Annotated in this window: 25 protein-coding genes and 1 pseudogene; 16 read left to right on the top strand and 10 right to left on the bottom strand. The window is 70.3% G+C overall.

The genetic code is table 11. From position 1 onward, the window contains the following. The 4 genes and pseudogenes from E1218_RS35850 to E1218_RS01065 form a co-directional block, all read left to right on the top strand. Positions 1-485, top strand: a pseudogene (locus E1218_RS35850) (hypothetical protein); the annotation flags it as partial. Next, positions 485-961: a hypothetical protein gene (locus E1218_RS01055; protein ID WP_132315227.1), complete on the top strand. Its 477-nt coding sequence runs from the start codon at positions 485-487 to the stop codon at positions 959-961. The pseudogene E1218_RS35850 and the gene E1218_RS01055, both read left to right, overlap by 1 nt. A gap of 222 nt (positions 962-1,183) precedes the next feature. Next, entirely contained in the window at positions 1,184-1,405 is a 222-nt protein-coding gene (locus E1218_RS01060; RefSeq protein WP_132315229.1) for a hypothetical protein, read from the top strand. Beyond that, complete coding sequence (locus E1218_RS01065) at positions 1,402-1,800, top strand: hypothetical protein (protein WP_233711920.1); 399 nt, start codon at positions 1,402-1,404, stop codon at positions 1,798-1,800. Before E1218_RS01060 ends, E1218_RS01065 begins: the two co-directional genes overlap by 4 nt. 161 nt (positions 1,801-1,961) lie before the next feature. Here E1218_RS01065 and E1218_RS01070 read toward each other — a convergent pair whose 3' ends face one another. Then, complete coding sequence (locus E1218_RS01070) at positions 1,962-2,270, bottom strand: hypothetical protein (RefSeq protein WP_132315231.1); 309 nt, start codon at positions 2,268-2,270, stop codon at positions 1,962-1,964. 148 nt (positions 2,271-2,418) lie between these two features. On the opposite strand from E1218_RS01070, the gene E1218_RS01075 reads away from it, so the two are divergent. Further along, on the top strand, positions 2,419-3,408 hold the full coding sequence (locus E1218_RS01075; protein WP_132315233.1) for an NAD-dependent epimerase/dehydratase family protein: 990 nt from the start codon (positions 2,419-2,421) through the stop codon (positions 3,406-3,408). An 11-nt stretch (positions 3,409-3,419) separates the two neighbouring features. After that, positions 3,420-3,911 carry a metallophosphoesterase family protein gene (locus E1218_RS01080; protein WP_132315235.1) on the top strand — a complete coding sequence of 164 codons (492 nt, stop codon included), beginning with the start codon at positions 3,420-3,422 and terminating at the stop codon, positions 3,909-3,911. A 35-nt stretch (positions 3,912-3,946) separates the two neighbouring features. Here E1218_RS01080 and E1218_RS35855 read toward each other — a convergent pair whose 3' ends face one another. Then, the gene (locus tag E1218_RS35855) at positions 3,947-4,102 is read right to left on the bottom strand and encodes a hypothetical protein (RefSeq protein ID WP_165546543.1); all 156 of its coding nucleotides are present in this window, start codon (positions 4,100-4,102) and stop codon (positions 3,947-3,949) included. Positions 4,103-4,119: 17 nt separating this feature from the next. Between E1218_RS35855 and E1218_RS01085 the strand changes: the two genes are divergently transcribed. The 3 genes from E1218_RS01085 (at position 4,120) to E1218_RS01095 (ending at position 6,639) form a co-directional block, all read left to right on the top strand. Next, positions 4,120-4,752 (top strand): hypothetical protein, encoded by a 633-nt coding sequence (locus E1218_RS01085; RefSeq protein ID WP_132315237.1) that lies wholly within the window; start codon positions 4,120-4,122, stop codon positions 4,750-4,752. A gap of 64 nt (positions 4,753-4,816) precedes the next feature. Beyond that, positions 4,817-6,082, top strand: a complete 1,266-nt coding sequence (locus E1218_RS01090; protein ID WP_132315239.1) for an exonuclease domain-containing protein — start codon at positions 4,817-4,819, stop codon at positions 6,080-6,082. 20 nt (positions 6,083-6,102) lie between these two features. Beyond that, positions 6,103-6,639 carry an orotate phosphoribosyltransferase gene (locus E1218_RS01095; protein ID WP_132315241.1) on the top strand — a complete coding sequence of 179 codons (537 nt, stop codon included), beginning with the start codon at positions 6,103-6,105 and terminating at the stop codon, positions 6,637-6,639. Positions 6,640-6,705: 66 nt separating this feature from the next. On the opposite strand, the gene E1218_RS01100 is transcribed toward E1218_RS01095, so the two are convergent. Both E1218_RS01100 and E1218_RS01105 read right to left on the bottom strand, forming a co-directional pair. Next, positions 6,706-6,966: a hypothetical protein gene (locus E1218_RS01100; protein ID WP_132315243.1), complete on the bottom strand. Its 261-nt coding sequence runs from the start codon at positions 6,964-6,966 to the stop codon at positions 6,706-6,708. Positions 6,967-7,041: 75 nt separating this feature from the next. After that, entirely contained in the window at positions 7,042-7,530 is a 489-nt protein-coding gene (locus E1218_RS01105; protein ID WP_132315245.1) for an FBP domain-containing protein, read from the bottom strand. 214 nt (positions 7,531-7,744) lie between these two features. Between E1218_RS01105 and E1218_RS01110 the strand changes: the two genes are divergently transcribed. Both E1218_RS01110 and E1218_RS01115 read left to right on the top strand, forming a co-directional pair. Continuing rightward, complete coding sequence (locus E1218_RS01110) at positions 7,745-8,296, top strand: YceI family protein (protein WP_132315247.1); 552 nt, start codon at positions 7,745-7,747, stop codon at positions 8,294-8,296. A gap of 160 nt (positions 8,297-8,456) precedes the next feature. Continuing rightward, positions 8,457-8,960, top strand: a complete 504-nt coding sequence (locus tag E1218_RS01115) for a hypothetical protein (RefSeq protein ID WP_132315249.1) — start codon at positions 8,457-8,459, stop codon at positions 8,958-8,960. A 148-nt stretch (positions 8,961-9,108) separates the two neighbouring features. Here the strand turns inward: E1218_RS01115 and E1218_RS01120 are convergent, their stop codons facing one another. Beyond that, positions 9,109-9,657 carry a hypothetical protein gene (locus E1218_RS01120; RefSeq protein ID WP_132315251.1) on the bottom strand — a complete coding sequence of 183 codons (549 nt, stop codon included), beginning with the start codon at positions 9,655-9,657 and terminating at the stop codon, positions 9,109-9,111. A 419-nt stretch (positions 9,658-10,076) separates the two neighbouring features. On the opposite strand from E1218_RS01120, the gene E1218_RS01125 reads away from it, so the two are divergent. Then, complete coding sequence (locus E1218_RS01125; RefSeq protein ID WP_132315253.1) at positions 10,077-10,439, top strand: MmcQ/YjbR family DNA-binding protein; 363 nt, start codon at positions 10,077-10,079, stop codon at positions 10,437-10,439. Positions 10,440-10,457: 18 nt separating this feature from the next. Next, the gene (locus E1218_RS01130; RefSeq protein ID WP_132315255.1) at positions 10,458-11,516 is read left to right on the top strand and encodes a DUF2332 domain-containing protein; all 1,059 of its coding nucleotides are present in this window, start codon (positions 10,458-10,460) and stop codon (positions 11,514-11,516) included. On the opposite strand, the gene E1218_RS01135 is transcribed toward E1218_RS01130, so the two are convergent. Both E1218_RS01135 and E1218_RS01140 read right to left on the bottom strand, forming a co-directional pair. Further along, entirely contained in the window at positions 11,513-12,325 is an 813-nt protein-coding gene (locus tag E1218_RS01135) for a MerR family transcriptional regulator (RefSeq protein ID WP_202865697.1), read from the bottom strand. The two genes, E1218_RS01130 and E1218_RS01135, sit on opposite strands and share 4 nt — an antisense overlap. A 13-nt stretch (positions 12,326-12,338) precedes the next feature. Further along, positions 12,339-12,827: a VOC family protein gene (locus E1218_RS01140; protein WP_132315257.1), complete on the bottom strand. Its 489-nt coding sequence runs from the start codon at positions 12,825-12,827 to the stop codon at positions 12,339-12,341. A 162-nt stretch (positions 12,828-12,989) separates the two neighbouring features. On the opposite strand from E1218_RS01140, the gene E1218_RS01145 reads away from it, so the two are divergent. Next, complete coding sequence (locus E1218_RS01145; RefSeq protein ID WP_132315259.1) at positions 12,990-14,456, top strand: fused MFS/spermidine synthase; 1,467 nt, start codon at positions 12,990-12,992, stop codon at positions 14,454-14,456. Positions 14,457-14,508: 52 nt separating this feature from the next. Beyond that, positions 14,509-16,134, top strand: coding sequence for a phosphoglucomutase (alpha-D-glucose-1,6-bisphosphate-dependent) (gene pgm, locus E1218_RS01150; RefSeq protein WP_132315261.1), 1,626 nt, complete (start codon positions 14,509-14,511; stop codon positions 16,132-16,134). Here pgm and E1218_RS01155 read toward each other — a convergent pair. Both E1218_RS01155 and E1218_RS01160 read right to left on the bottom strand, forming a co-directional pair. Further along, positions 16,131-16,517 (bottom strand): DUF3037 domain-containing protein, encoded by a 387-nt coding sequence (locus E1218_RS01155; RefSeq protein WP_202865698.1) that lies wholly within the window; start codon positions 16,515-16,517, stop codon positions 16,131-16,133. The two genes, pgm and E1218_RS01155, sit on opposite strands and share 4 nt — an antisense overlap. After that, complete coding sequence (locus tag E1218_RS01160) at positions 16,514-17,251, bottom strand: HipA family kinase (RefSeq protein WP_132315263.1); 738 nt, start codon at positions 17,249-17,251, stop codon at positions 16,514-16,516. Before E1218_RS01160 ends, E1218_RS01155 begins: the two co-directional genes overlap by 4 nt. Positions 17,252-17,307: 56 nt before the next feature. Here E1218_RS01160 and E1218_RS01165 point away from each other — a divergent pair, with 56 nt between their 5' ends. Further along, entirely contained in the window at positions 17,308-18,363 is a 1,056-nt protein-coding gene (locus E1218_RS01165) for a carboxylate-amine ligase (RefSeq protein ID WP_233711921.1), read from the top strand. Here the strand turns inward: E1218_RS01165 and E1218_RS01170 are convergent. Beyond that, positions 18,360-20,135: a glycerophosphodiester phosphodiesterase family protein gene (locus E1218_RS01170; RefSeq protein ID WP_132315265.1), complete on the bottom strand. Its 1,776-nt coding sequence runs from the start codon at positions 20,133-20,135 to the stop codon at positions 18,360-18,362. The genes E1218_RS01165 and E1218_RS01170 overlap by 4 nt on opposite strands. Positions 20,136-20,317 lie beyond the last annotated feature (182 nt).

Raw genomic sequence — 20,317 nt, forward strand, 5'->3', positions numbered from 1 at the left:
CCCTCCCGAAGCCCTCCATCGCCGGCTTCGACCCAGCCCTGGACCTCCACCCCCTCGGCCCCGATTTCGCTTCCGGTGTCCACGATCCGCTGCGCCGCTTTCTGGCGAAGGAACGTGAGCTCGCCGAGCGCCTCGACCAAGAGGGATGGCGCGTCGACGCCCGGCCCGAGAACCACACGACCCAGCGAGAGAAGAACCCGGACGCGACGCTGCGCCGGAGCGGATCCGACGAGGGGACGATCGTCGAGTTCAAGACGCTGGAGCGTGCCTCGCTGTCGGCGGTGAAGCGCAACATCCATCGCGCCCAGGAGCACGTCGGTGCGCACGGCGAGATCTTCATCGACGGCCGGAACGTCGAGCTGTCCGAGGCGATGGCGCACCGGGGATTCCGGATGGCCCTGGGCCAGCCTGGCAAGACGGTCTCGGCTGATGTTCATGTCATCCTCGGTGACGGGCGGTTGGTCACCTTCACGAAGGAGCGGTGATGTCGGCGAACGACAACGTGTTTCTGGCTGCGGACGAGCCGATCGGGGCGGTCGCCGAGTGGCTGGCCGTCGTCCTCGACCTCGAGCCGGTCGCGGATCCGGAGTTGAAGGAGCACGAACGCCTGTTCCGGACCTCCGCCGCCGGAGCACAGCGTGAGCTCGGCCTGCTGGTTCGTCCCAACCGCTACGCCGAGTCGGCCCCCGGGCCGGACGAGATCCAGGCGCTGGACAAGTACCCGGTGGATCTCGACATCCGGCTCGTCGGACCGAAGGACGAGAATCTGCAGCTGCGCGAGACCACGGTGGTTTTCGACAGGTTGGTTGCCGCGCGGAGCGACGTACCGATGCTGCTGATCCACAACCTGGACACGCTCGTCGCCGCGCATCTGCCCGGCACCGGCACGCACACCTTCAGCCCTCCGATCACCCCGGACGCTCCCGACCTCGAGACCTGGCGGCCCTGGGTCGTCGGCTGAGGCGGTGCGCGCACGCAGCGGCGATCGAGCGGTAGCCGGTAGGGGTGACGGGTCGAACAGGTGTGCGAAGTCGGGAAGTTCGGGGGAACCGCGTCATGAAGCTTCCCGGCGGCCGTCACTTCTTGTGAACCCATCCCCACAGGGAAGTGGAAGTGATCGGTGTGGAACTTTGTTCGATGTCGCTGACGGGAACGCGCCGGCCGGGTAGGCGGGTGCATTGAGATGTCCGATCCTGTTCCTCAACGTCGCCGCGTGCGGGTGTGGTTCGGGGACCACGTCGTCGCGGACTTCCGGGCGGAGGCCGAGGTGGCCGAACGCTATGCCGCGGTCATGTCGCGCCGGTTCGCCGGGCTGCGGGTGACCTGCGAGCCGATCCCCGGCGCCGAGCCGGGCCCGGACCGTGCGCTGCCGGGTGAGCGGCTGTGGGAGGTAGCCCCGAAATGACCTCTCGTCGCTTCCGGCTGATCCGCCATCACGACGTCTCCGGGGTGAGTGGCACCGGGCCGGTCGCCGAGGGCGTCCAGTTCACCGACGGGGCGGTCGCGCTCCGCTGGTACGGCGACTATCCGACGACCACGGTCTGGGACGGCATCGACTCCGTCGTCGCGATCCACGGCCACGGCGGCGCCACCGTCGTCGAGTGGATCGACGACGAGGAGCCGGGCCCCGACCCCGACCTGAAACTGCCACCCCGCGAGACCCTCCCGCCGAGACCTTGGCCGGAGCTGCACACCGGCCCCGAGCCACAGGACCCCGACCCCCTGCACCACGAGCGCGACAGCGGTTCGTACGGCAGTGCGCCGCCGAGCGGCTGGTCGTCGTACCGGGTGTTCCGCTGAGCCGGACCGGGTCCGGCGCCGCGGACCCGGTCCGAAGAACGGGCGGCCGGTGCCGAGTCCTTCCTTCCGGCACCGGCCGGCCGTACTCGTTGCCCAAGGCATCGGGCAGGGCTCGGGCCCAGCCGGACTCGCGGTGGCGGCTGGGCCCGAGGTTCGGTCGGTCAGCCGAAGTCCTGCCGGTGCACGACGTCGAGGTTGTAGAACGTCGGCTGCCCGTCGCACAACTCCATCAGCTTGGCCGCGTACTCGCTCGTGTCGGCGCGGTTGGAGTTCTCCATCGCCTCCTCATAGGACGCGAACTCGACCACGGCGAAGTACCGCCCGGGTTCGTCCCGGTCGGCGCCGGTGAGTTCGCGTGTCGGCGACGGGCCGTCGCCCGCCGCCATCCGGTTCTTGGTGAACTGCTCGCTGAGCGCCGCGACCTCGTCCGGTCTGGACGTGCGGTACTCGATGATCTGAACGAACGCCATTCTGTCCCCCCTGTGTCCACGGCCCCCGAACACGGTTGCCCTCTGCTTCGAGGCTGCGCCCGGATCGGCGTCACCGCAAGGCCTTTTCGCCTTCTGCCGTCAGCAGACCGTCTGGGAATCGTCCGCGGGCCCTGATTGGCTTGCGGACATGCAGATTCTGGTACTGGGCGGTACCGCATGGCTGGGCCGGGAGCTCGCGGCCCAGGCGCTGGCCCGCGGACATTCGGTGACGTGTGTGGCGCGCGGCGAGAGCGGCGAGGTGGCCGAGGGAGCGGCCCTCGTCCCGGCCGATCGCAGCCGCCCGGACGCGTACGACGCCGTACCCGATCGGGACTGGGACGCGGTGTTCGAGGTGTCGTGGCAGCCCGGGTTCGTGCGTGCGGCCCTGGCCGCGTTCGGGGCGAAGGCGAAGCACTGGACGTACGTGTCGTCGAACAACGCGTACGAGAAGTACGACACGCCTGGTGCCGACGAGTCCGCGGTACTGCGGAAGCCGGCCGAGCTCGACGTGGTCGACCGGGAGCAGTACGGCGAGGCGAAGGTCGCGTGCGAACTCGCGTCGGTCGGGGCGGTCGGGGACCGGCTGGTGATCGCGCGGGCCGGCCTGATCGGTGGGCCGGGGGACCGCAGCGACCGGGCCGGCGCGTGGGTGGCGCGGGCTGCCCGGGCACCCGAGGAGCCGCTGCTGCTGCCGGACACGCCGGACCTGGACACCTCGGTGATCGACGTACGGGATCTCGCGTCCTGGTTGCTGGACAACGCCGCCGGGGGACGGACCGGGACGTTCGACACGTTCGGGCCGGTGGTGCCGTTCGGGGAATGGGTCGAGTTGTCGCGCGAGGTCGGTGGCCACTCCGGGCCGGTGGTGCTCGCGCCGCGGGAGTGGCTGGAGGAGCGGCAGGTCGAGCAGTACATGGGGCCGGAATCGCTCGCGATGTGGCTGACCGAGCCGGGGTACGAGGGCTGGTCGAACCGGAGCGGTGCGGCGGCGCGGGCGGCCGGGCTGACGCATCGGCCACGGCGGGAGTTCCTGCGGGACACGCTGGCGTGGGAGCGCGAGCTCGGCCTGGAGCGCGAGCGGAAGGCCGGTCTGAGCCTCGCGCGGGAACAGGAGTTGATCCAGTCCCTGCGGGCGTAGAGAGTGGGCGCATGCGCTTGGTGCTGATCTCGGACACTCATCTGCCGGTCCGCGCACGGAAGCTGCCCGAGCCGGTCTGGGCCGCGATCGACCAGGCCGACGTGGTGATCCACGCCGGCGACTGGGTGAGCGTCGAGTTGCTGGACGAGCTGGAGGCCCGGGCCGCACGGCTGATCGGGTGCTGGGGCAACAACGACGGTCCGGAGCTGCGGGCCCGGCTGCCCGAGGTCGCCCGGGTGACGCTCGACGGGGTGTCGCTCGCGGTCGTGCACGAGACCGGGCCGGCCAAGGGCCGCGAGGAGCGGTGCGAGCGGGCGTACCCGGGTGTGGACGTGCTGGTGTTCGGTCACAGTCACATCCCCTGGGACACGACCAGCCGGGGCGGCCTGCGGCTGCTGAACCCGGGATCGCCGACCGATCGCCGCCGGCAGCCGTACTGCACCTACCAGACGGCGACGGTCACGTCCGGCCGGCTGGAGAAGGTTGCTCTCCACAACCTTTAGTCAGGGTGCCCCGCCACGGTGGGCAGGACCTGGAGCTAGGCGTTCGCCGCTTCCTTGACCCGGGTCTTGAGACGGTCGCGTACCTCTTCCGGCGTGTAGGCGCGGCGCTTCCGCTCGCCCCGCGCGATCACCACGCCCGTCGCGGCCACGCCGACGAGCCCTGCAAGCCCTACGACCTTCCATACCTTCATGGGACTAACCTAGCGACGTGGAGAGCCGGATTTCGCTGGATGACGCTACGGAACTGACACGAACCGGTGACATCTGGCTGTTCCGCGGGGGGAGTGCGGCCGACCGGGCCATCCAGCTGACCACGAACAGCCCCGTCAACCACGTCGGCATGGCGATCGTCGTCGAGGACCTGCCGCCGCTGATGTGGCACGCCGAGCTGGGCCGGTCCCTGCCGGACGTCTGGACGGGAAAGCATCACCGCGGTGTGCAGTTGCACGACCTGCGGGACGCGGTGCTGGTGTGGTCGCGGAAGTACGGTCAGCGGGCCTGGCTGCGGCAGTTGGACCATCCGGTGACGCGGGAGATGGAGGACGCCGTACTGCGGACCGTCGCGCGCCTCGATGGTACGCCGTTCCCGTCGACGGCCCGGCTGGCGTCGCGGTGGGCCCTTGGGCGGATCCCGGCGCTCCGGCGCGGATCCCGCGAGCTCGCGCTCGAGTCGGCGTACTGCGCCGAGGTGGTGGCGGTGACGTACGAGGAGATGGGGCTGCTGCACGGGCGGTCGCCGAGCTGGTACGACCCGGGGCGGTTCTGGAGCGGCGACGACCTCCGGCTGTCCTCTGGGGCCCGGCTCGGGGAGGAGATCGCGGTCGACGTCCCGGTGGAGTAGAACTGTCGGCGACCTGTGATTGGGTTGTTCCGGGTCGGTAACCGAGCCGGAGGAGTCGCCGCTGATGTACGCCGTCATCGACACCGAGACGACCGGCTTGCTGCCGAGCCATCGGCACCGGGTGATCGAGATCGCCGTCGTGCTGCTGGATGCGCGCGGGCAGGTGGAGCACGAGTGGGTGACGTTGCTGAATCCCCACCGCGATCTGGGCCCGCAGCACATTCACGGGATCCTGACCGCCGACGTGCTCGCGGCGCCGGAGTTCGGTGACGTCGCGCGCGAGCTCGGCGGACTGCTCGCCGGGCGGATGGTCGTCGGCCACAACGTCGAGTTCGACCTGGGGTTCTTGCGCGCGGAGTTCGGCCGGCTCGGGTTCGCGGTGCCGTTGATCACCGAGCGGTCGATGTGCACGATGGCGCTGGCCGGCTACCTCTACCCGGGCGCGAAACGGACGCTCGGGGCGTGTTGTGCGGCGGCCGGGATCTCGATCGAGGGTTGGCACTCGGCGCTTGCGGACACGCGGGCCACGGCGCAGCTGTTCGGTCGGTATCTGCACGCCTTCCCGTCGCCGCCGCCGTGGCAGTGGGCGTACGAGGAAGTGCGGCGGCTGCCGTGGCCCGCGTTGCCCGGGACTGCGTTCACGCCGACGGTGCGCCCGGTGCACGCCGGTGGCCGGCACGGATGGATGAGCCGGATCGTCGACCAGTTGCCGCGGGTCCCCGAGCCGCCGCAGGCCGACTCGTACCTGGCTCTCCTCGACGGGATCCTCGCGAACCGGGAGATCACCGCGGCCGACGCGGACCAGCTCGTCCAGGTCGCGACCGAGCTCGGGCTGGCGCGGTCCGAGGTGCGCGACCTGCATCGGTACTACGTGACCTCGCTGGCCGAGGCCTCCTGCAGCGACGGCGAGATCACCGCCGACCAGCGTGCCGATCTCGACCGGGTCGCGATGATGCTCGGGCATCGGGTGTCCGACGTGGACGACGCGCTGCTGCGGGCGAGCTCCGGTCGGTACGTCGTGCCGGCCCGCCCGGGGTCCCATGGGTTCCCGCCGGGCAGCACGCTGGTGTTCACCGGGGACATGATCGAGCCGCGTGCGGTGTGGTGGGATCGCGCCGTCGCGGCCGGCTTCGCCCCTCAGGAGGCGGTCCGCCCGGACACCACCTTCGTCGTCGCCGCGGACGTCGACAGCCTGTCCGTCAAGGCCCGGGCCGCCCGCTACTACAACGTCCCGATCATCTCGATCGAGGATTTCCGCCGCCTGCTCCCGGACTCGCGCCCCATGCCGACTGCCTCGCGCCCCACGCCCACCGAACGCCAGGCCGGCTGAGCCGTGGATAGGGTGCGGGCGTGAAGATCGCGGAGTTGGGACGACGGGTGCACGCGACCGCGCACCTGACCGGGCGGTTCGTGCTGCGCTCGGGGCAAGTGGTCGGGGAGTACTTCGACAAGTACCAGTTCGAGGCGGATCCGGTGTTGCTGGACGCGATCGCGGAGGCGATGGTGCCGCTGGTGCCGGCGGACACCGAGGTGCTCGCCGGGCTCGAGCTGGGCGGCATCCCGGTGGTGACCGCGCTCGGCCGCCGGACCGGGCTGCCGTGTGCCTTCGTCCGGAAGCAGGCCAAGGCGTACGGGACGCAGCGGCTCGCGGAGGGCGCGGAGACGGCCGGCCGACGCGTCACCGTGGTCGAGGACGTGGTCACCACCGGCGGCCAGATCGTCCTGTCCACCGAGGAGCTCCGCGCCCGGGGCGCGTGGATTACCGGCGCCCTGTGCGTGATCAACCGCAACCAGGCGACGCCTCAGCCGCTCACCGACGCCGGCCTCAGCCTCCGGGCCCTGTTCACCTCAGCGGACCTGGCGGCCTACACAACAGCGGCCGGCTGAGCCGTCGCGCCGCGTCCGTCGTGAGCCGAAGCCGCCGGCTGCGAGCCGCTCGGTACGCCGCAGGACTCACTCCGTCTCGTCGACGGTCTCCCGTTCGATCTCGAAGCGGAGTTGCTTGCCGGAGCGGATCCGCTCGACGGCCGCCAGGCAGGCCGCTTCGCTCATCCCGACGCCGATCTCACCGAGTTTGTGGCGCAGTACCAGCGCGGCGTCCTCCGCGGAGCGGGCGCTGGACTCGTTGATGGCCTCGATGGTCGTGGCGGTGAGCTTCTCGCGGATGTCCGGATGAACCTCGTGGATCTCGTGCGTGATTCTGAACTCCGTCATCGCGACTCGCTCTCCCTTCGCCCGTGTGGACCTGCCGCTGCCACCAGCGTAGATCCAGGTACCCACTGCGGAAGCTCAAGCGAGGACGCGATTCACGAATCCGTCGAGTCGGGCGGTGAGCCGCTCGGCCCGGACCTCGGGGGCGGCGGTCTCACCCTGCGGAACCTCGAGCTCGCGCAGGCCGCGCAGGTAGAGCGAGCAGGCCAGGTCGGCGCAGATGTACAGGCCGACCGTGTTGCCGTCCCGGCCGGCCGCACCCGCCCGCCGGGCCGCGAACAGTGCCACGTCGGTCACCTGGTGCGCGGTGTGGCAGAGGTCGCACAGCCCGGTGCCGCGGCGCGGCTTCCCGGTCGCCTGGGTGTTCAGCGCGATCCCGGTGACGTCGCCGTCGCGGCGGACGACGAGGTACGCGCGGTTGGGCGCCTTCGGGTCACGCCAGCCGAGGTAGTCCAGTGACTCCCAGGGAAGGTCGGCGAATGCCCGGGGCAGCGTCATGGCCTTCACCAGGCTCTTGGACGAGTTGACGAACGAGCGCCTGATCTCCTCGACGCTGAGCGGTTGCACGACAGTCCTCCGATCTTCGACCACACATGACACCCGCCGGGCCGCCGGGCCCGCAACCGAATAACGGCTGGTGCCACGGCAACGGCCAGGTCCGCGATCCGGGTCGTGGCCGGGTTATGTCCTGACAGGCGGACACCCGGAGTGGACATTCGGCGGAAGTGGGTGAAAACTGGACTATGCAAACTTCAACTAATCTCTCTGGAGGAATTGTTCGATGGCCAGCGAGTACGCCGCTCTGACCGGTGACTACACGATCGACACCGCCCACAGCCGGGTCGGGTTCGTCGCCCGGCACGCGATGGTGACGAAGGTGCGGGGGTCGTTCAACGAGTTCGAGGGGTTTCTCCACCTCGACGGCGAGAACCCGGAGAACTCGTCCGGGCGGGTGACCATCCAGGCCAAGAGCATCGACACGCGCAACAGCCAGCGGGACGACCACCTGCGCAGCAACGACTTCCTCGACATGGACAACCACGCCGAGATCACGTTCGCGTCGACCGCGGTCAAGCACAACGGTGGCGCGGACTTCACCGTCGTCGGCGACCTGACCGTGCGCGGCGTGACGAAGTCCGTCGAGATCCCGTTCGAGTACACCGGCTCGGCCACCGACCCGTTCGGCAACCAGCGCGTGGGCCTCGAGGGCTCGGTCGTCATCAACCGCAAGGACTTCGGTGTCAACTGGAACGCCGCCCTTGAGACCGGCGGCGTTCTCGTCAGCGAGAAGGTCACCCTGGAGATCGAGGTCTCCGCGATCAGGAACAGCTGACCACCGGCGTCGGCAGCCCGCGGATGACCCCGGTCGTCCGCGGGCTGTCTGCTGTCCGGGGTTTGTGGAGGTGGGATCACGATCGGGGTGTGGGCGGTTGGGTGGCCCGGCGGAGTGGGGAGACTGGGGGTAAGTGCCGGCTAGGTCGAGGGGTCCGCCGATGATCGACACGAGATGGGGGCGTTGGTTGGCGCCGCTGTTCGGGCGGCGGCGTGCTGGACGGCGTACGCCCGAGGCGTTCCGGCCGCGCGGGACGAGCTCGCGGGTGAGCCGGCTGGCGGCGCGGTACGACGCCGAGGTCGACGCGGCGCTGCAGCGGCTGTGGCCGAAGGCGCGGATCTATCACGACCGCGAGTTCACCCGGGACCGCGCCGACTACCTGCTGGTGGTGCGTGGCCGTGGCGTGATGGTCGAGACGAAGGTGAAGAGCGACCCTGGTGTGTTCCGCGGCTCGACGCTGCCGCCGCTCCTCGACCGGTTGCGACGTGACGGTCGCCGGCTGGTCGTCGTCCTGAATCAGGGAGACCCCACGCCGGCACGGGCGCTGGTCGCCGAGAAGCTGGGCGACAAGGGCTGTGTGGTCGTCTGGTCGGGCCCGGAGCACGACGACGATCTCCGCGACGCGGTGGAGGCCATGCTGCGCCAGATGGTCCGGCACGCGTGAGGGGAACGCAGCAGCGCGGAGACCTGGTCTCTCCGCGCTGCTGCGGCTCCGGCCCACGAGGTGTGCCGTCAGGCAGCGAGCCGGAGGTGCGATGGGTCGAGCGTGCTGCGGGCGAAGCGGCCGCAGTGGTTGGTGCGGTGCCGAGGTGTCAGCAGGCGTTCGGCGTGGTCCTGCCGCCGTCGACCACCCAGCGGCCTTGGAGTTGCTGTACCCGCATCTCGTCGAGCCAGCGGGTCGGGGTGGTGTCCGGGAGGACCGAACGGCCTCTCGAGTTGACGGTCCGGGCCGCGGTGGTGTCGTAGCAGGCGCTGACGATCACGCCGCTCGACGCGAGGGTGCGCTTGGCCCAGAGCACCTTGGTGGTGCCGGTGTTGCGCAGCTTCTTGGTGCGGAAGTACGTCGCCTGGGCGCTGATCGAGGTGAACAGGTTCGGCGTCATCACCACTGCGAGGTGCTTCGTCTTCCGGCCGCCGCTGCGCATCATCACGTCGAGGGCGACCCGGTAGTCGTAGTACGCGTCGACGACCGGGTCGGCCTGGCCGGCGCTGTCGACCTGCTCGGTGAGCCCGTCCTTCGACGCCTTCTTGGCGCCGGGAGTCGAGGCGGCGACGTCGGACGATGCGTCGTCGTCGCCGCACCCGGCGAGCATCAAAACCGGGATCAGCGTGGCGGTCACCACCAGGTTCCGAATGCGCATGTGGTCCGAACCTCCTGTCGGGCGCGGCGTGGCGGCAGGCGCCGTCGGGCGCCCAGGTGTGCACTGTGCGTGGACGCCGTCCGGCACTGACCGTGTAACGGCGCGACACGCACGGTGGTCACTGTGAGCTGAATCACATCGTTCTCGTGGCGTATAGCAGCCGGTTCGCTCCCTGGGCCGGATGTCCGGCCGGCCGTTCGCTCCTGGCCGGTCTCAGGACCCGAGACCCTGGGAGTGGCGATGACGGACACGTTGACCCAGACCGGTATCCGGGCGCAGGACCTCTCCGGCCGGCCTGTACCGCTCGATCCGGTTCCGGCAACTGTGACTCCGGACGGACTAGGGTCGCGAACGTGACCGCTGACGGATGGCGTACGAAGCCGGTGTGATTCCTGGGCCACGCCACTGAGGGAGGACAGATGGAGGCGCTCGAACGGCTGCGGGGACTGTGTCTGGTGATGCCGGAGACGACGGAACGGCTGAGCCACGGCGAACCGACCTGGTTCGTGCGGGACAAGAAGGCGTTCGTGATGTTCGCGAACCAGCATCACGACGACCGGGTCGGGTTGTGGTGCGCGGCGCCGCCCGGAGTCCAGGAGTCGTTGGTCGAGGAGGATCCCGAGCACTTCTTCCGGCCGCCGTACGTCGGTCATCGCGGCTGGCTCGGGGTCTATTTGGACGTGGACCACGTCGACTGGGACCACCTCGAGGATCTCGTCGAGAGTGCGTTCCGGCAGGTCGCTCCGAAGACGCTGATCGCCAAGCTGGACGCGTCGTCGTGACCGGGCAGCGTGGCGCCCGTGGGTAATGCGCGGACGCTCGCCGAGGTGTACCGGCGGTTCGAGTCCTCACCGCTGTACGAGCGGATCGCTGGCGCCTTGAGCGACTCCGAGGAGGCGCTGCGGGCGATCGAGACGGCGCCGGCGCGCAAGCGGCAGCCGGCGGCGGTCCTGGCCGCGCTGCACGACCTCGCCCTCTCCGGCCGGGCCCCGGCGTTGGCTGCCGCGTACGACGCGACTGGTGATGCAGCAGCACGTGATCAGGCTGCTGCGGCGGCGGTTGACACCGTGCTCTCCATGACCGATTCGGTCGTGCAGATCGCCGTACGGCGACCCGTGCGAGCGAACGAAGCCGGACGTGGCGCCGTGCTCTATCCGGTGGTCGCCGAGGCGGCTCGGCGGGTTGGTGCGACCGCGATCGGGCTGATCGATGTCGGCTGTTCGGCCGGGCTCAATCTGACGGTCGACCGCGTGGGAATCGCGTACAGCAACGCCCGATCGCTGGGTGACCCGTCGTCGCCGGTGCAGCTGTCGTGCTCGGTCGTGGGGGACCGGCCGGTCCCAACGCAGGCGATGCCCGAGGTCGTGACCCGGATCGGCGTCGACGTCGATCCGGTCGACGTGACCGACCCCGACGAGGCGCGCTGGCTCCGAGCGTGCCTGCCGCCTGATGAGTCGGAGAAGCTCGCACGGCTGGAAAGAGAACTGGCGTTGGCAGCGTCGGCGCCTCCAGTGCTGCTCGGAGGCAACATCGTCGACCTGTTGCCCGAAGCCCTCGCTCAGGTGCCCGCGGACGCCCTGCCCTTGGTCACGACGACGTGGGCGCTGTCGAAGTACTCACTCGAGGACCGGCTGCGGTTCCTGCAGCGCCTCGACGAAGCGGCGACCGAGCGGGCGGTGGCCTGGGCGTCGGCCGAGGGGGTCGGAGTCGCGCCGGCCATCCCGACGCTGGGCGACCGACGGGCGTCCGGCCACAGCATCCTCGGGCTGGCGGTCTTCGAGGCGTCGACCTTGAGCACCGAGGCCGTCGGCCGCTGCTGGTCACAAGGTCGCCTGATGTCCTGGCTCGGCGGCTCCTAGGTCCAGGTCGCGGTGTCTGGATCGATGCCGTGAGCAGCGGTGTTGGCATAGACCAGCGCGTGCAGCCACTGGGCCAGTCCGGGGGACAGGGAGTCGTAGTACCTGAGGTAGCCGGGTTCGCTGACGAAGGATCTCGCCAGACAAGCGTGCATCGCCGGCGTGCAGTCGAAGTACCGGGAGAACGACGTACGGTGCCGCTCGGCCAACGCGTTCCCTTCGTCGGAGCCGGGTACGACGCCCGCCCGGTGAGCCGCGGCCAGATCGGCGTTGAGGACCTCGGTGTCAGCCACGACCTGGCGCCAGTCGTCGGGCGTCAGTCCGCTGGTGCGTTCGACGTACTGCGCCCACTGTTTGGTGTCGCCCCACCGGTCCTCGGCCTCCTGGACCCACTCGGGTCGCCAGTCGGTGCCGAAGATCTCCACCTGCTCCCGAGGCGTCAGCTTCAGCCCCGAGCTCGAGGCGGCCAGCATCCGGTCGACGGCTTCGGCCATGGTGTGGAGGTGGGAGATGCGCTCGGTGAGCTGGAGGCGTTGCCGGCGGAGGTGCTCGCGGGCGTCCGCGGCCGGGTCGTCGAGGATCCGGCCGATCTCGGCCAGCGGGAGACCGAGCTCCCGGTAGACCAGCACGCGGTGGATGCGGGCGATGTCGTCGGCGGAGTAGACCCGGTAGCCGGCCGGCGTTCGTTCGCTGGGCCGGACGAGGCCGACCGCGTCCCAGTGGTGCAGGGTCCGCACGCTGAGGCCGACCAGTCCCGCCGCCTGGCCGACCGTCAGCTCGTCGGGATCGGAGGTCTGCTCTGGTGAGGTCACCCGGGTCAGTCTGTCAAGGAAGGGGGATCCCCCAGTCACGCAGGTTGTCCGCCTCCGGGCTCGCCGGGTCGAGCGGCCGCGCGGCAGTCATCGTCACTCGCGCGTTCTCCGGGGTGGTCACGGTCAGCTCGACCGAGTTCCAGGGCATCACCTCCGGCCCGGAAGTGCACCCCGGGACCAGCTCCTCGCAGCGGGTGGCGATGTCGGCGAGCTGGTTCAGCACCGCGGCGAAGCTGACGCCCTGGACGGCGGCGGAGGCGGCCGGTACCCCGGGCACCAGAAGCACGTCCTGGAACGCCCATCGGCGCAGGTGGGTCACCTGCTCACCCGGCGCGGAGAAGAGGTCGGCGAACCCGAGCCCGCGGATCCAGAACTCCTTCGACGCCGCCAGGTCTCCGGTCGGCAGGACGACGAACATCGGCATGGGGTAGATCTCGCGGCAGATCCCGGGCGCGACCGTGTCGGGACCGGGCAGCGGAACGGGGCTCACGAACTCGTTCATGCGTCCGATCGTCCGGCCTGACGCTACGTCAGGGTCAACCCGGCAAATCGGCGGCGACCCGTCCCGGGTCGCGGCGTGGGCTGGGCGCGCTGGAGGTGGGAGAGGGGTCACTGCCTGCCTGACGGCCCGGGAGTGTTTCGGATCGGCAGATAGGGTGACGCGGTGAGTACGCGTGACGTGGGATCGCGGCTGGCCATCGGGCTGGCCTTCGGCAGTTCGGCTGCCGTGATGGTGCTGGAACTGGTCTCGCTGCGGCTGGTGGCGCCGTACATCGGGCTGACGCTGGAGACGAACACCGCTGTGATCGGGGTCGCGCTGGCCGCGATCGCGACCGGTGCGGCGCTGGGCGGCAGGTACGCCGACGCCGTGGAGCCGCGCAGGACGCTCGGGCCGCTGATCCTGATCGGCGGAGCCCTGGTCATGCTGATCCTCCCGGTCGTGCGCTGGACCGGCGAGGCGCTGCGCGGTGGCGGGACCGATCTGGTGTTCCTGGTGCTCGCGGTTGCGCTGTTCGTGCCGGCGGCACTGCTGTCGGCGGTGACGCCGATGGTGACCAAGCTGCGGCTGTCGACGCTGGCCCAGACCGGTACGGTCGTCGGCCGGCTCTCGGCGTACGCGACCGTCGGTGGAATCGCGGGCACGGTGCTGACCGGGTTCGTGTTCGTGTCGGAGGTCCCGGTGAGCACGATCCTGCTGGCACTGGGGGGTCTCCTGGTGGTCTCCGGGGCCGTTCTGACCGTCGTACTGCGGGGTGCTCGGGCGGCGGCGAAGCCCGTGGCGCTCGCGCTCATCGGCGCGACCCTGACCCTGGTCGCACCGCGGCCGTGTGAGGTCGAGACGGCGTACCACTGTGCACGCGTGGTGGCGGACCAGAACCGCGAGAGCGGGCGCACGCTCTACCTGGACCAGCTGCGGCACTCGTACGTCGACCTCAACGACCCGACATACCTCGAGTTCGCCTACATCAGGAACTTCGCCGCGGCGATCAACGGGACCTGGCCGGACAACCGGCGGCTGGACGCGCTGCACATCGGCGGCGGTGGGCTCACCATGCCCCGCTACCTGACCGCGACCCGGCCGGGCAGCCACAACAAGGTCTACGAGATCGACGGCGCCGTCGTCGAGTTGGACAAGAAGGAGCTCGGTGTCCGGACCGGGCCGGAGCTGGACATCTCGGTCCGCGACGGGCGGCTCGGCGTGCGAGCCGAGGCGACCGACAGCGACGACGTGATCATCATGGACGCGTTCAGCGGGGTGTCCGTGCCGTGGCACCTGACCACCCGCGAGCTGGTCGCGGACATCCGCCGCGTGCTCCGACCGGACGGCGTCTACCTGGTCAACGTCATCGACTTCGGCGGCCTCGCCTTCGCCAAGGCCGAGATCGCGACGCTGCAGGCCGAGTTCCCGCACGTCGCCGTGGTCGCCCGGGAGGACGAGCTCGCGGGGCAGTCCGGCGGCAACTTCGTCCTGGTCGCGTCGGACCGGCCGATCGACGAGCAGGCGATCGCCGAGCGCCTCGCACCCGGGATGCGGGTGCAGGGCGAGCTCGCGGACTTCGTCGGCGAAGCGCCGGTGCTGACCGACGACTACGCACCGGTCGACCAGCTGCTGACGCCGTACAGCAGCTGACCGGAACCGCCCCGAGTTGTGCTCGCGGGCCGGGGCTTGTTGCATGTTCCCCATGCACCCACGCGCAGGCCAGCCCGCTCAGCCCGAGGACCTCGTCGACATCGAGGCGCTGCTCAAGGCGTACGACGACATCACCCCGGACGTGGACGACCCCGCCCAGAAGGTCGTCTTCGGTACGTCGGGACATCGCGGCTCCAGCCTGGACGGCGCCTTCAACGAGGCGCACATCCTGGCGATCACGCAGGCGATCTGTGAGTACCGGGCCGGTGAAGGCACGTCGGGACCGCTCCTGGTCGGCCGGGACAGCCACGGGCTGTCCGAGCCCGCCTGGCGGACCGTGCTCGAGGTCCTCGCCGGCAACGACGTACAGATGCTGGTGGACAGCGCCGACCGGCTCACGCCGACCCCTGGGGTGTCGCACGCGATCCTGCGGCTCAACCGCGGTGCCGGTGCCGGTGCGGACGGCATCGTCATCACGCCGTCGCACAACCCGCCGCGGGACGGCGGGATCAAGTACAACCCGCCGCACGGCGGCCCCGCCGACTCCGGCGCGACCGGCTGGATCGCGGCACGGGCGAACCAGCTGATCGCCGGCGGCAACCGGGAGGTACGGCGGAAACCGTTCGAGCAGGCCCGGTCCGAGGCCGGGGAGTACGACTTCGTCGGCCACTACGTCGACGACCTGCCGTCCGTGCTGAACCTGGACGCCGTCCGCGCGGCCGGGGTGAAGATCGGTGCGGACCCGCTCGGCGGTGCCAGCGTGGACTACTGGGCGGCGATCGCCGACCGGCACGACCTCGACCTGACCGTGGTCAACCCGGCGATCGACCCGGCCTGGTCGTTCATGACGCTCGACCACGACGGAAAGATCCGGATGGACTGCTCCTCGCCGTACGCGATGGCCTCACTCGTCGCACAGCGCGACCGGTACGACGTGGCCACCGGCAACGACGCGGACGCGGACCGGCACGGCATCGTCACCCCGGACGCCGGGCTGATGAACCCGAACCACTACCTCGCCGTCGCGATCTCCTACCTGTTCGCCAACCGCCAGTGGGGTCCGGACGTCGCGGTCGGCAAGACCCTGGTGTCGTCGTCGCTGATCGACCGCGTGGTCGCGGACCTGGGCCGGCGGCTGTGGGAGGTGCCGGTCGGCTTCAAGTGGTTCGTGCCGGGGCTGATCGACGGGTCGGTGGGGTTCGGCGGCGAGGAGTCGGCCGGCGCGAGCTTCCTGCGCTTCGACGGGACGGTGTGGACGACCGACAAGGACGGCATCCTGCTGGCGTTGCTGGCGGGCGAGATCACCGCGGTGACCGGCGAGACGCCGTCGCAGGCGCACGCGAAGCTGGTCGAGCGGTTCGGCGCGTCGGCGTACTCGCGGGTGGACGCGCCGGCGACGCGCGAGCAGAAGGCGAAGCTGTCGGCGCTGTCCGCGGACGCGGTGACGGCGACCGAGTTGGCCGGTGAGCCGATCGTGGACCGGCTGACGAGCGCCCCCGGCAACGGGGCCGCGATCGGTGGGCTGAAGGTCACCACCGAGTCGGCGTGGTTCGCGGCGCGGCCGTCCGGGACCGAGGACCTCTACAAGATCTACGGCGAGTCCTTCCAGGGCGCCGAGCACCTCGAGCAGGTCTTCGCCCAGGCCCGCGAGGTGGTCTCGACCGCCCTCGAGAGCTAACGCACGAAGGAGTCGAGCAACCGGTCCAGGTCCGCGGCGGGGTCGTTGGTGAGCCCGCTGTGGATCGGTCCGGGGTGTACGACGGTACTGCGGGGCGCCGCGAGCCACCGGAAGCGTTCGCCGATCTTGGTAGCCGCGGCCGGGCCACCGTCCGGATCGCCCGCGCAGATCGCCCGGATGTGGTCCAGCGACGCGCACACCACGTCCACGTCGACGGCCGGGTCGAGCGCCCTGAGCCGCGACGGCTCGACGTCCCAGGCAGCGCCGAGGAAGTCCAAGGCGCGGCAGTACAGCACCGCGCCGACGTTCACGAACTCGCCGCGGTGGATCCGCGGCGCGGCCCGCAGGATCACGTAGTCGAAAGGCACCAGCTCGGCGCTCACCGGGCACCTCCCGGCAGCCAGGCCGCCCGGCTCTCCAGGCGGGCGGTCAGGTGACCGAGGTACCGCTCCCGGTCCCCGTCGTCGATCCACTCGTCCGGCACCAGCCCGATGACTTCGGTCAGCAGCGCCGGCGTGATCGCCGCCGCCAGTTCCGCGTCCACCGCCGGTACGCCGGCTGCGGCGACCGAGAACACGTGGTCCGAGGCGTCGTACGGCTGTCCGGCGAACTTCTCCGCGGACATCCAGGAGTGGTGGAAGTACAACGCGGCTCCGTGGTCGATCAGCCAGAGGTTCTTGTGCCAGACCAGCAGGTTCGGGTTCCGCCAGGAGCGGTCGACGTTGGCGACGTACGCGTCGAGCCAGAGGATCCGGGCCATTCCCGCGTCCCCGGGGTTGCCGGCCGAGCCGTCGTACCCGAAGGAGCCGGGGAGGAAGTCGACGGCCAGGTTCAGTCCCGCGCTGCGCAGCAGCAGTTCCTGGATCTCGAAGTCCGGCTCGGACTTGCCGATCGCGGGGTCGAGGTGCATCAGCTTGAGCTCGGGCACCCGCAGGCCGAGGCGGCGGAACAGCTCGCCGACGACGATCTCGGCGACGAGGGCCTTCGGGCCCTGGCCAGCACCGGTGAACTTGAGTACGTAGGTGCCGAGATCGTTGCCCTCGACAACACCGGGCAGCGAGCCGCCCTCGCGCAGCGGCAGCACGTAGCGGGTCGCGGTGACGGTCGGCAGGCTCACGCCGCAGAGCCTAGTGACCTCGTTTCCACCATGGGCCGCCCGGGTACCAGCCTGGCGTGACTCATTCTTTGATCGGAGTCGAAGAAGAGCTCCTGCTCGTGTCCGCCACCGGTGATCCGCTGCCTCGCAGCAAGGCGGTCGTCGAGGAACTGCCGGAGCTGGACGTCGCCCTCGAACTGACCAGAGCCCAGGTCGAGATCAACAGCCCGGTGTGCCGGACGGCGGCCGAGTTGCACGCGCACCTGTCCGACATGCGCTCGGCGCTCGCGCGGGCGGCGGCCGAGGAGGGCGCCCGGCTGCTCGCCATCGCGGTGCCCCCGCAGGGCAAGGCGATCCAGTCGATCACGAAGAAGCAGCGGTACCAGGAAATGGCCGCCAGGTACGGGCAGTTGGCGCGCGAGCAGGCCGTGTGCGGGTGTCACGTGCATGTCGACGTACCCGACAGGGAGGCGGCGACCCGCGTCAGCAACCACCTGCGGCCGTGGCTGCCGACCCTGCTGGCACTGACGGCGAACTCGCCGATCTATCTCGACGAGGACACCGGCTTCGCGAGCTGGCGGTGGCTGATGTGGTCGCGTTGGCCGTCGTCCGGCCCGCCGCCGTACTTCGAGTCGGCGGAGCACTACGACGCGCTGGTGGCGATGCATCTCGCGGCCGGGACGCTGATGGACGAGCAGATGGTCTACTGGGACGTCCGGCCGTCGTCCCACCTGCCGACCGTCGAGGTCCGGGTCAGTGACGTACCGCTGACGGTCGACGAGACGGTGCTGCTCGCGACACTCGTCCGTGCGTTGGTGATGACCGCGCTCGAGGACGGCACGAAAGGCCCGACGCTGGAGCCCGAGGTGCTGCGGGCCGCCTACTGGCTGGCGGCCCGTGACGGTCTCACGGCCGACGGCCTGGACGTCCTGCGCGCCGGGCTCGTGCCGATGTCCCAGGCCTTGGATGCGTTGCGCAAGCATGTCGAGCCGGCGCTGCAGGAACTCGGTGACGCCGACCTGGTTGAAGACGGCATTCAACGGGTAATCATTCACGGCAACGGAGCCGTCCGCCAACGCAAGGCCTTCCGTGAGGGCGCCAACCTCATCGCCCTCACGGAAGTCAAACCCTAGCGGCGGAGGAACGACTCCAGTCCGTGCAGGTCGTCGGTGTTGATGTGGTCGACGCCTGCCGCCTTCAGCTCGCTCCAGAGCGCCTCCCGAGCCATCCCGCGCACGTCCGGCGTCGCCCAGAACCGCACCCGGTAGCCGGCGTGGTGCGCCCGGACGACGATGTCGTGGAGCTTGGTCCGTTCGGCGGCCGGCATCGGGCCCAGACCGGTCCAGGTGAAGTTGTTCGTCCAGTTGTCGCTCAGCAGCGGCATGAGGGACGCCGGCATCCCCGACGGCAGGTCGCCGAGCCGGCCGTCGTACCCGGCGTACCGGACCTTCTGCGCCCGCAGGACGTCGAGCGGCCGGTTCCCGCTGATCACCGAGGTCACGGCGCCCTTCAGCACGCGCCCGTTGATGAACACCGTGCTGATCCCGCGGTACTTCGTCAGCGCCTTGTCGATGGCGGCGTACGTCGAGGGGCCGTCGCTCTTGATGTCGATCAGCAGCTGGAAGTCCCGGCCGTGCTTGTACACCTGCCCGTGGTTCGCCCGCACCCGCTCGGCCAGCGGCTGCAGGTACAGGCTCTCCAGCGTGCGCCCGGGGACGGCGTCCTCGAGGTCGTGCGTGACCCGCAGTTCGCCGTCGATCAGCCACACGTCCGCCTCGACACTGTTGAAGCCACGGTCCAGCGCGTCCTGCAACGGCCGCCGGTGCTCGTAGTCGTTGTGCGCGTGCGCCGCGGGCAGCGCGCGTACGGCGGGAGCGTCGTACGACCGCGGCAGCCGGTAACCCTCGGACCGGACGACGTCGCGCAGCCGGTCGGGGTAGTCGGTGATGATCCCGTCGACGCCCTTGTCGATCAGCGACCGCATGGTCGCCGGGTCGTCGACCGTCCACGGCACCACCTTCATCCCGGCCTCGTGCGCGGACTCGACCATGTCCTCGGTGACGTACGGCCGGTAGGTCGGGTCGGTGACCTTGCCGTCCTGCGGAAAGCCGTGCACCGGCGAGATCGCGGACGCGCCGAAGGACTTGGTCGCCTTGACCAGGTCGCCGCCGAAGTCGTCGATGTCGATTCCGCCCAGCCACGGCGACCGGCCCGGCTGACCGACCTGGAGGAAGTCGTAGTTCGTCAGGGCGACCAGCGGCAGTTCGGGCGCGACCTGGCGCATCCGCATCAGCGCGCCCCAGTCGAAGCTCTGGATCGTCACCTGCCGGGCGATCCGGGCCTTCCGGATCTCCTGGGACACGACCTGCACGAACTGCTCGCGGGGGGCGGTCTCGGACGGTGCGCCGGCTTCCACCTTGGTCTCGATGTTGAGCTTCACGCCGTACGCGTGGAAGCGGTGCACGAGCGCGAAGACGTCCCGCAGTTCCGGCATCTGAGCGCCCGGGTCGGGCCGCTGGCCGGGGTGGTTCGGCAGCGTCTGCGAGCCGCAGTCGAGCTGCTCGACCTGCTTCAGCGACAGCGTGTTGATGTACTTGCCGACGTACGGGTACTCGGGATCACCCGGGGTGTACGGCGCGGTGTCCTTGCACTTGGTGCCGGCGATCCGCCGGTCGTGGGTGACGACCGCGTGGCCGTCCTCGGTGATCTGGACGTCGAGCTCGAGCGTGCTGACGCCGAGCTCGAGGCCGTGGGAGAAGGACGCGATCGTGCTTTCCACCGTGAGTCCGAGGCCACCGCGGTGGGCCTGGACGTCGAACTCGCCGCGGGCGGCGGCGGCCGGTGCGGCCGGGAGCACCCCGGCGACGAGGGCTAGCGGAAGCAGCGCGCGGGTGAGGCGGCGCATGGGGGTCTTCCTTCCAGAGGGGTGTGGGCGGACGCCCCCTGAGGCTGGCTGCCACAGGGAGACCTGTGCCTTCGTGAAGGTAACCCAGAAAAGGCCGGCTGGTGACCTTCGCGTGTCGCGCAGCGACTACGGAGCGGATAGGACTACCCGGCGCACCGACTGGCTCTCAGCCGTCAGGGTAA

Origin of the sequence: Kribbella turkmenica (assembly GCF_004348725.1) — a bacterium.
In the GTDB taxonomy this organism is placed as follows: Bacteria; Actinomycetota; Actinomycetes; order Propionibacteriales; family Kribbellaceae; genus Kribbella; species Kribbella turkmenica.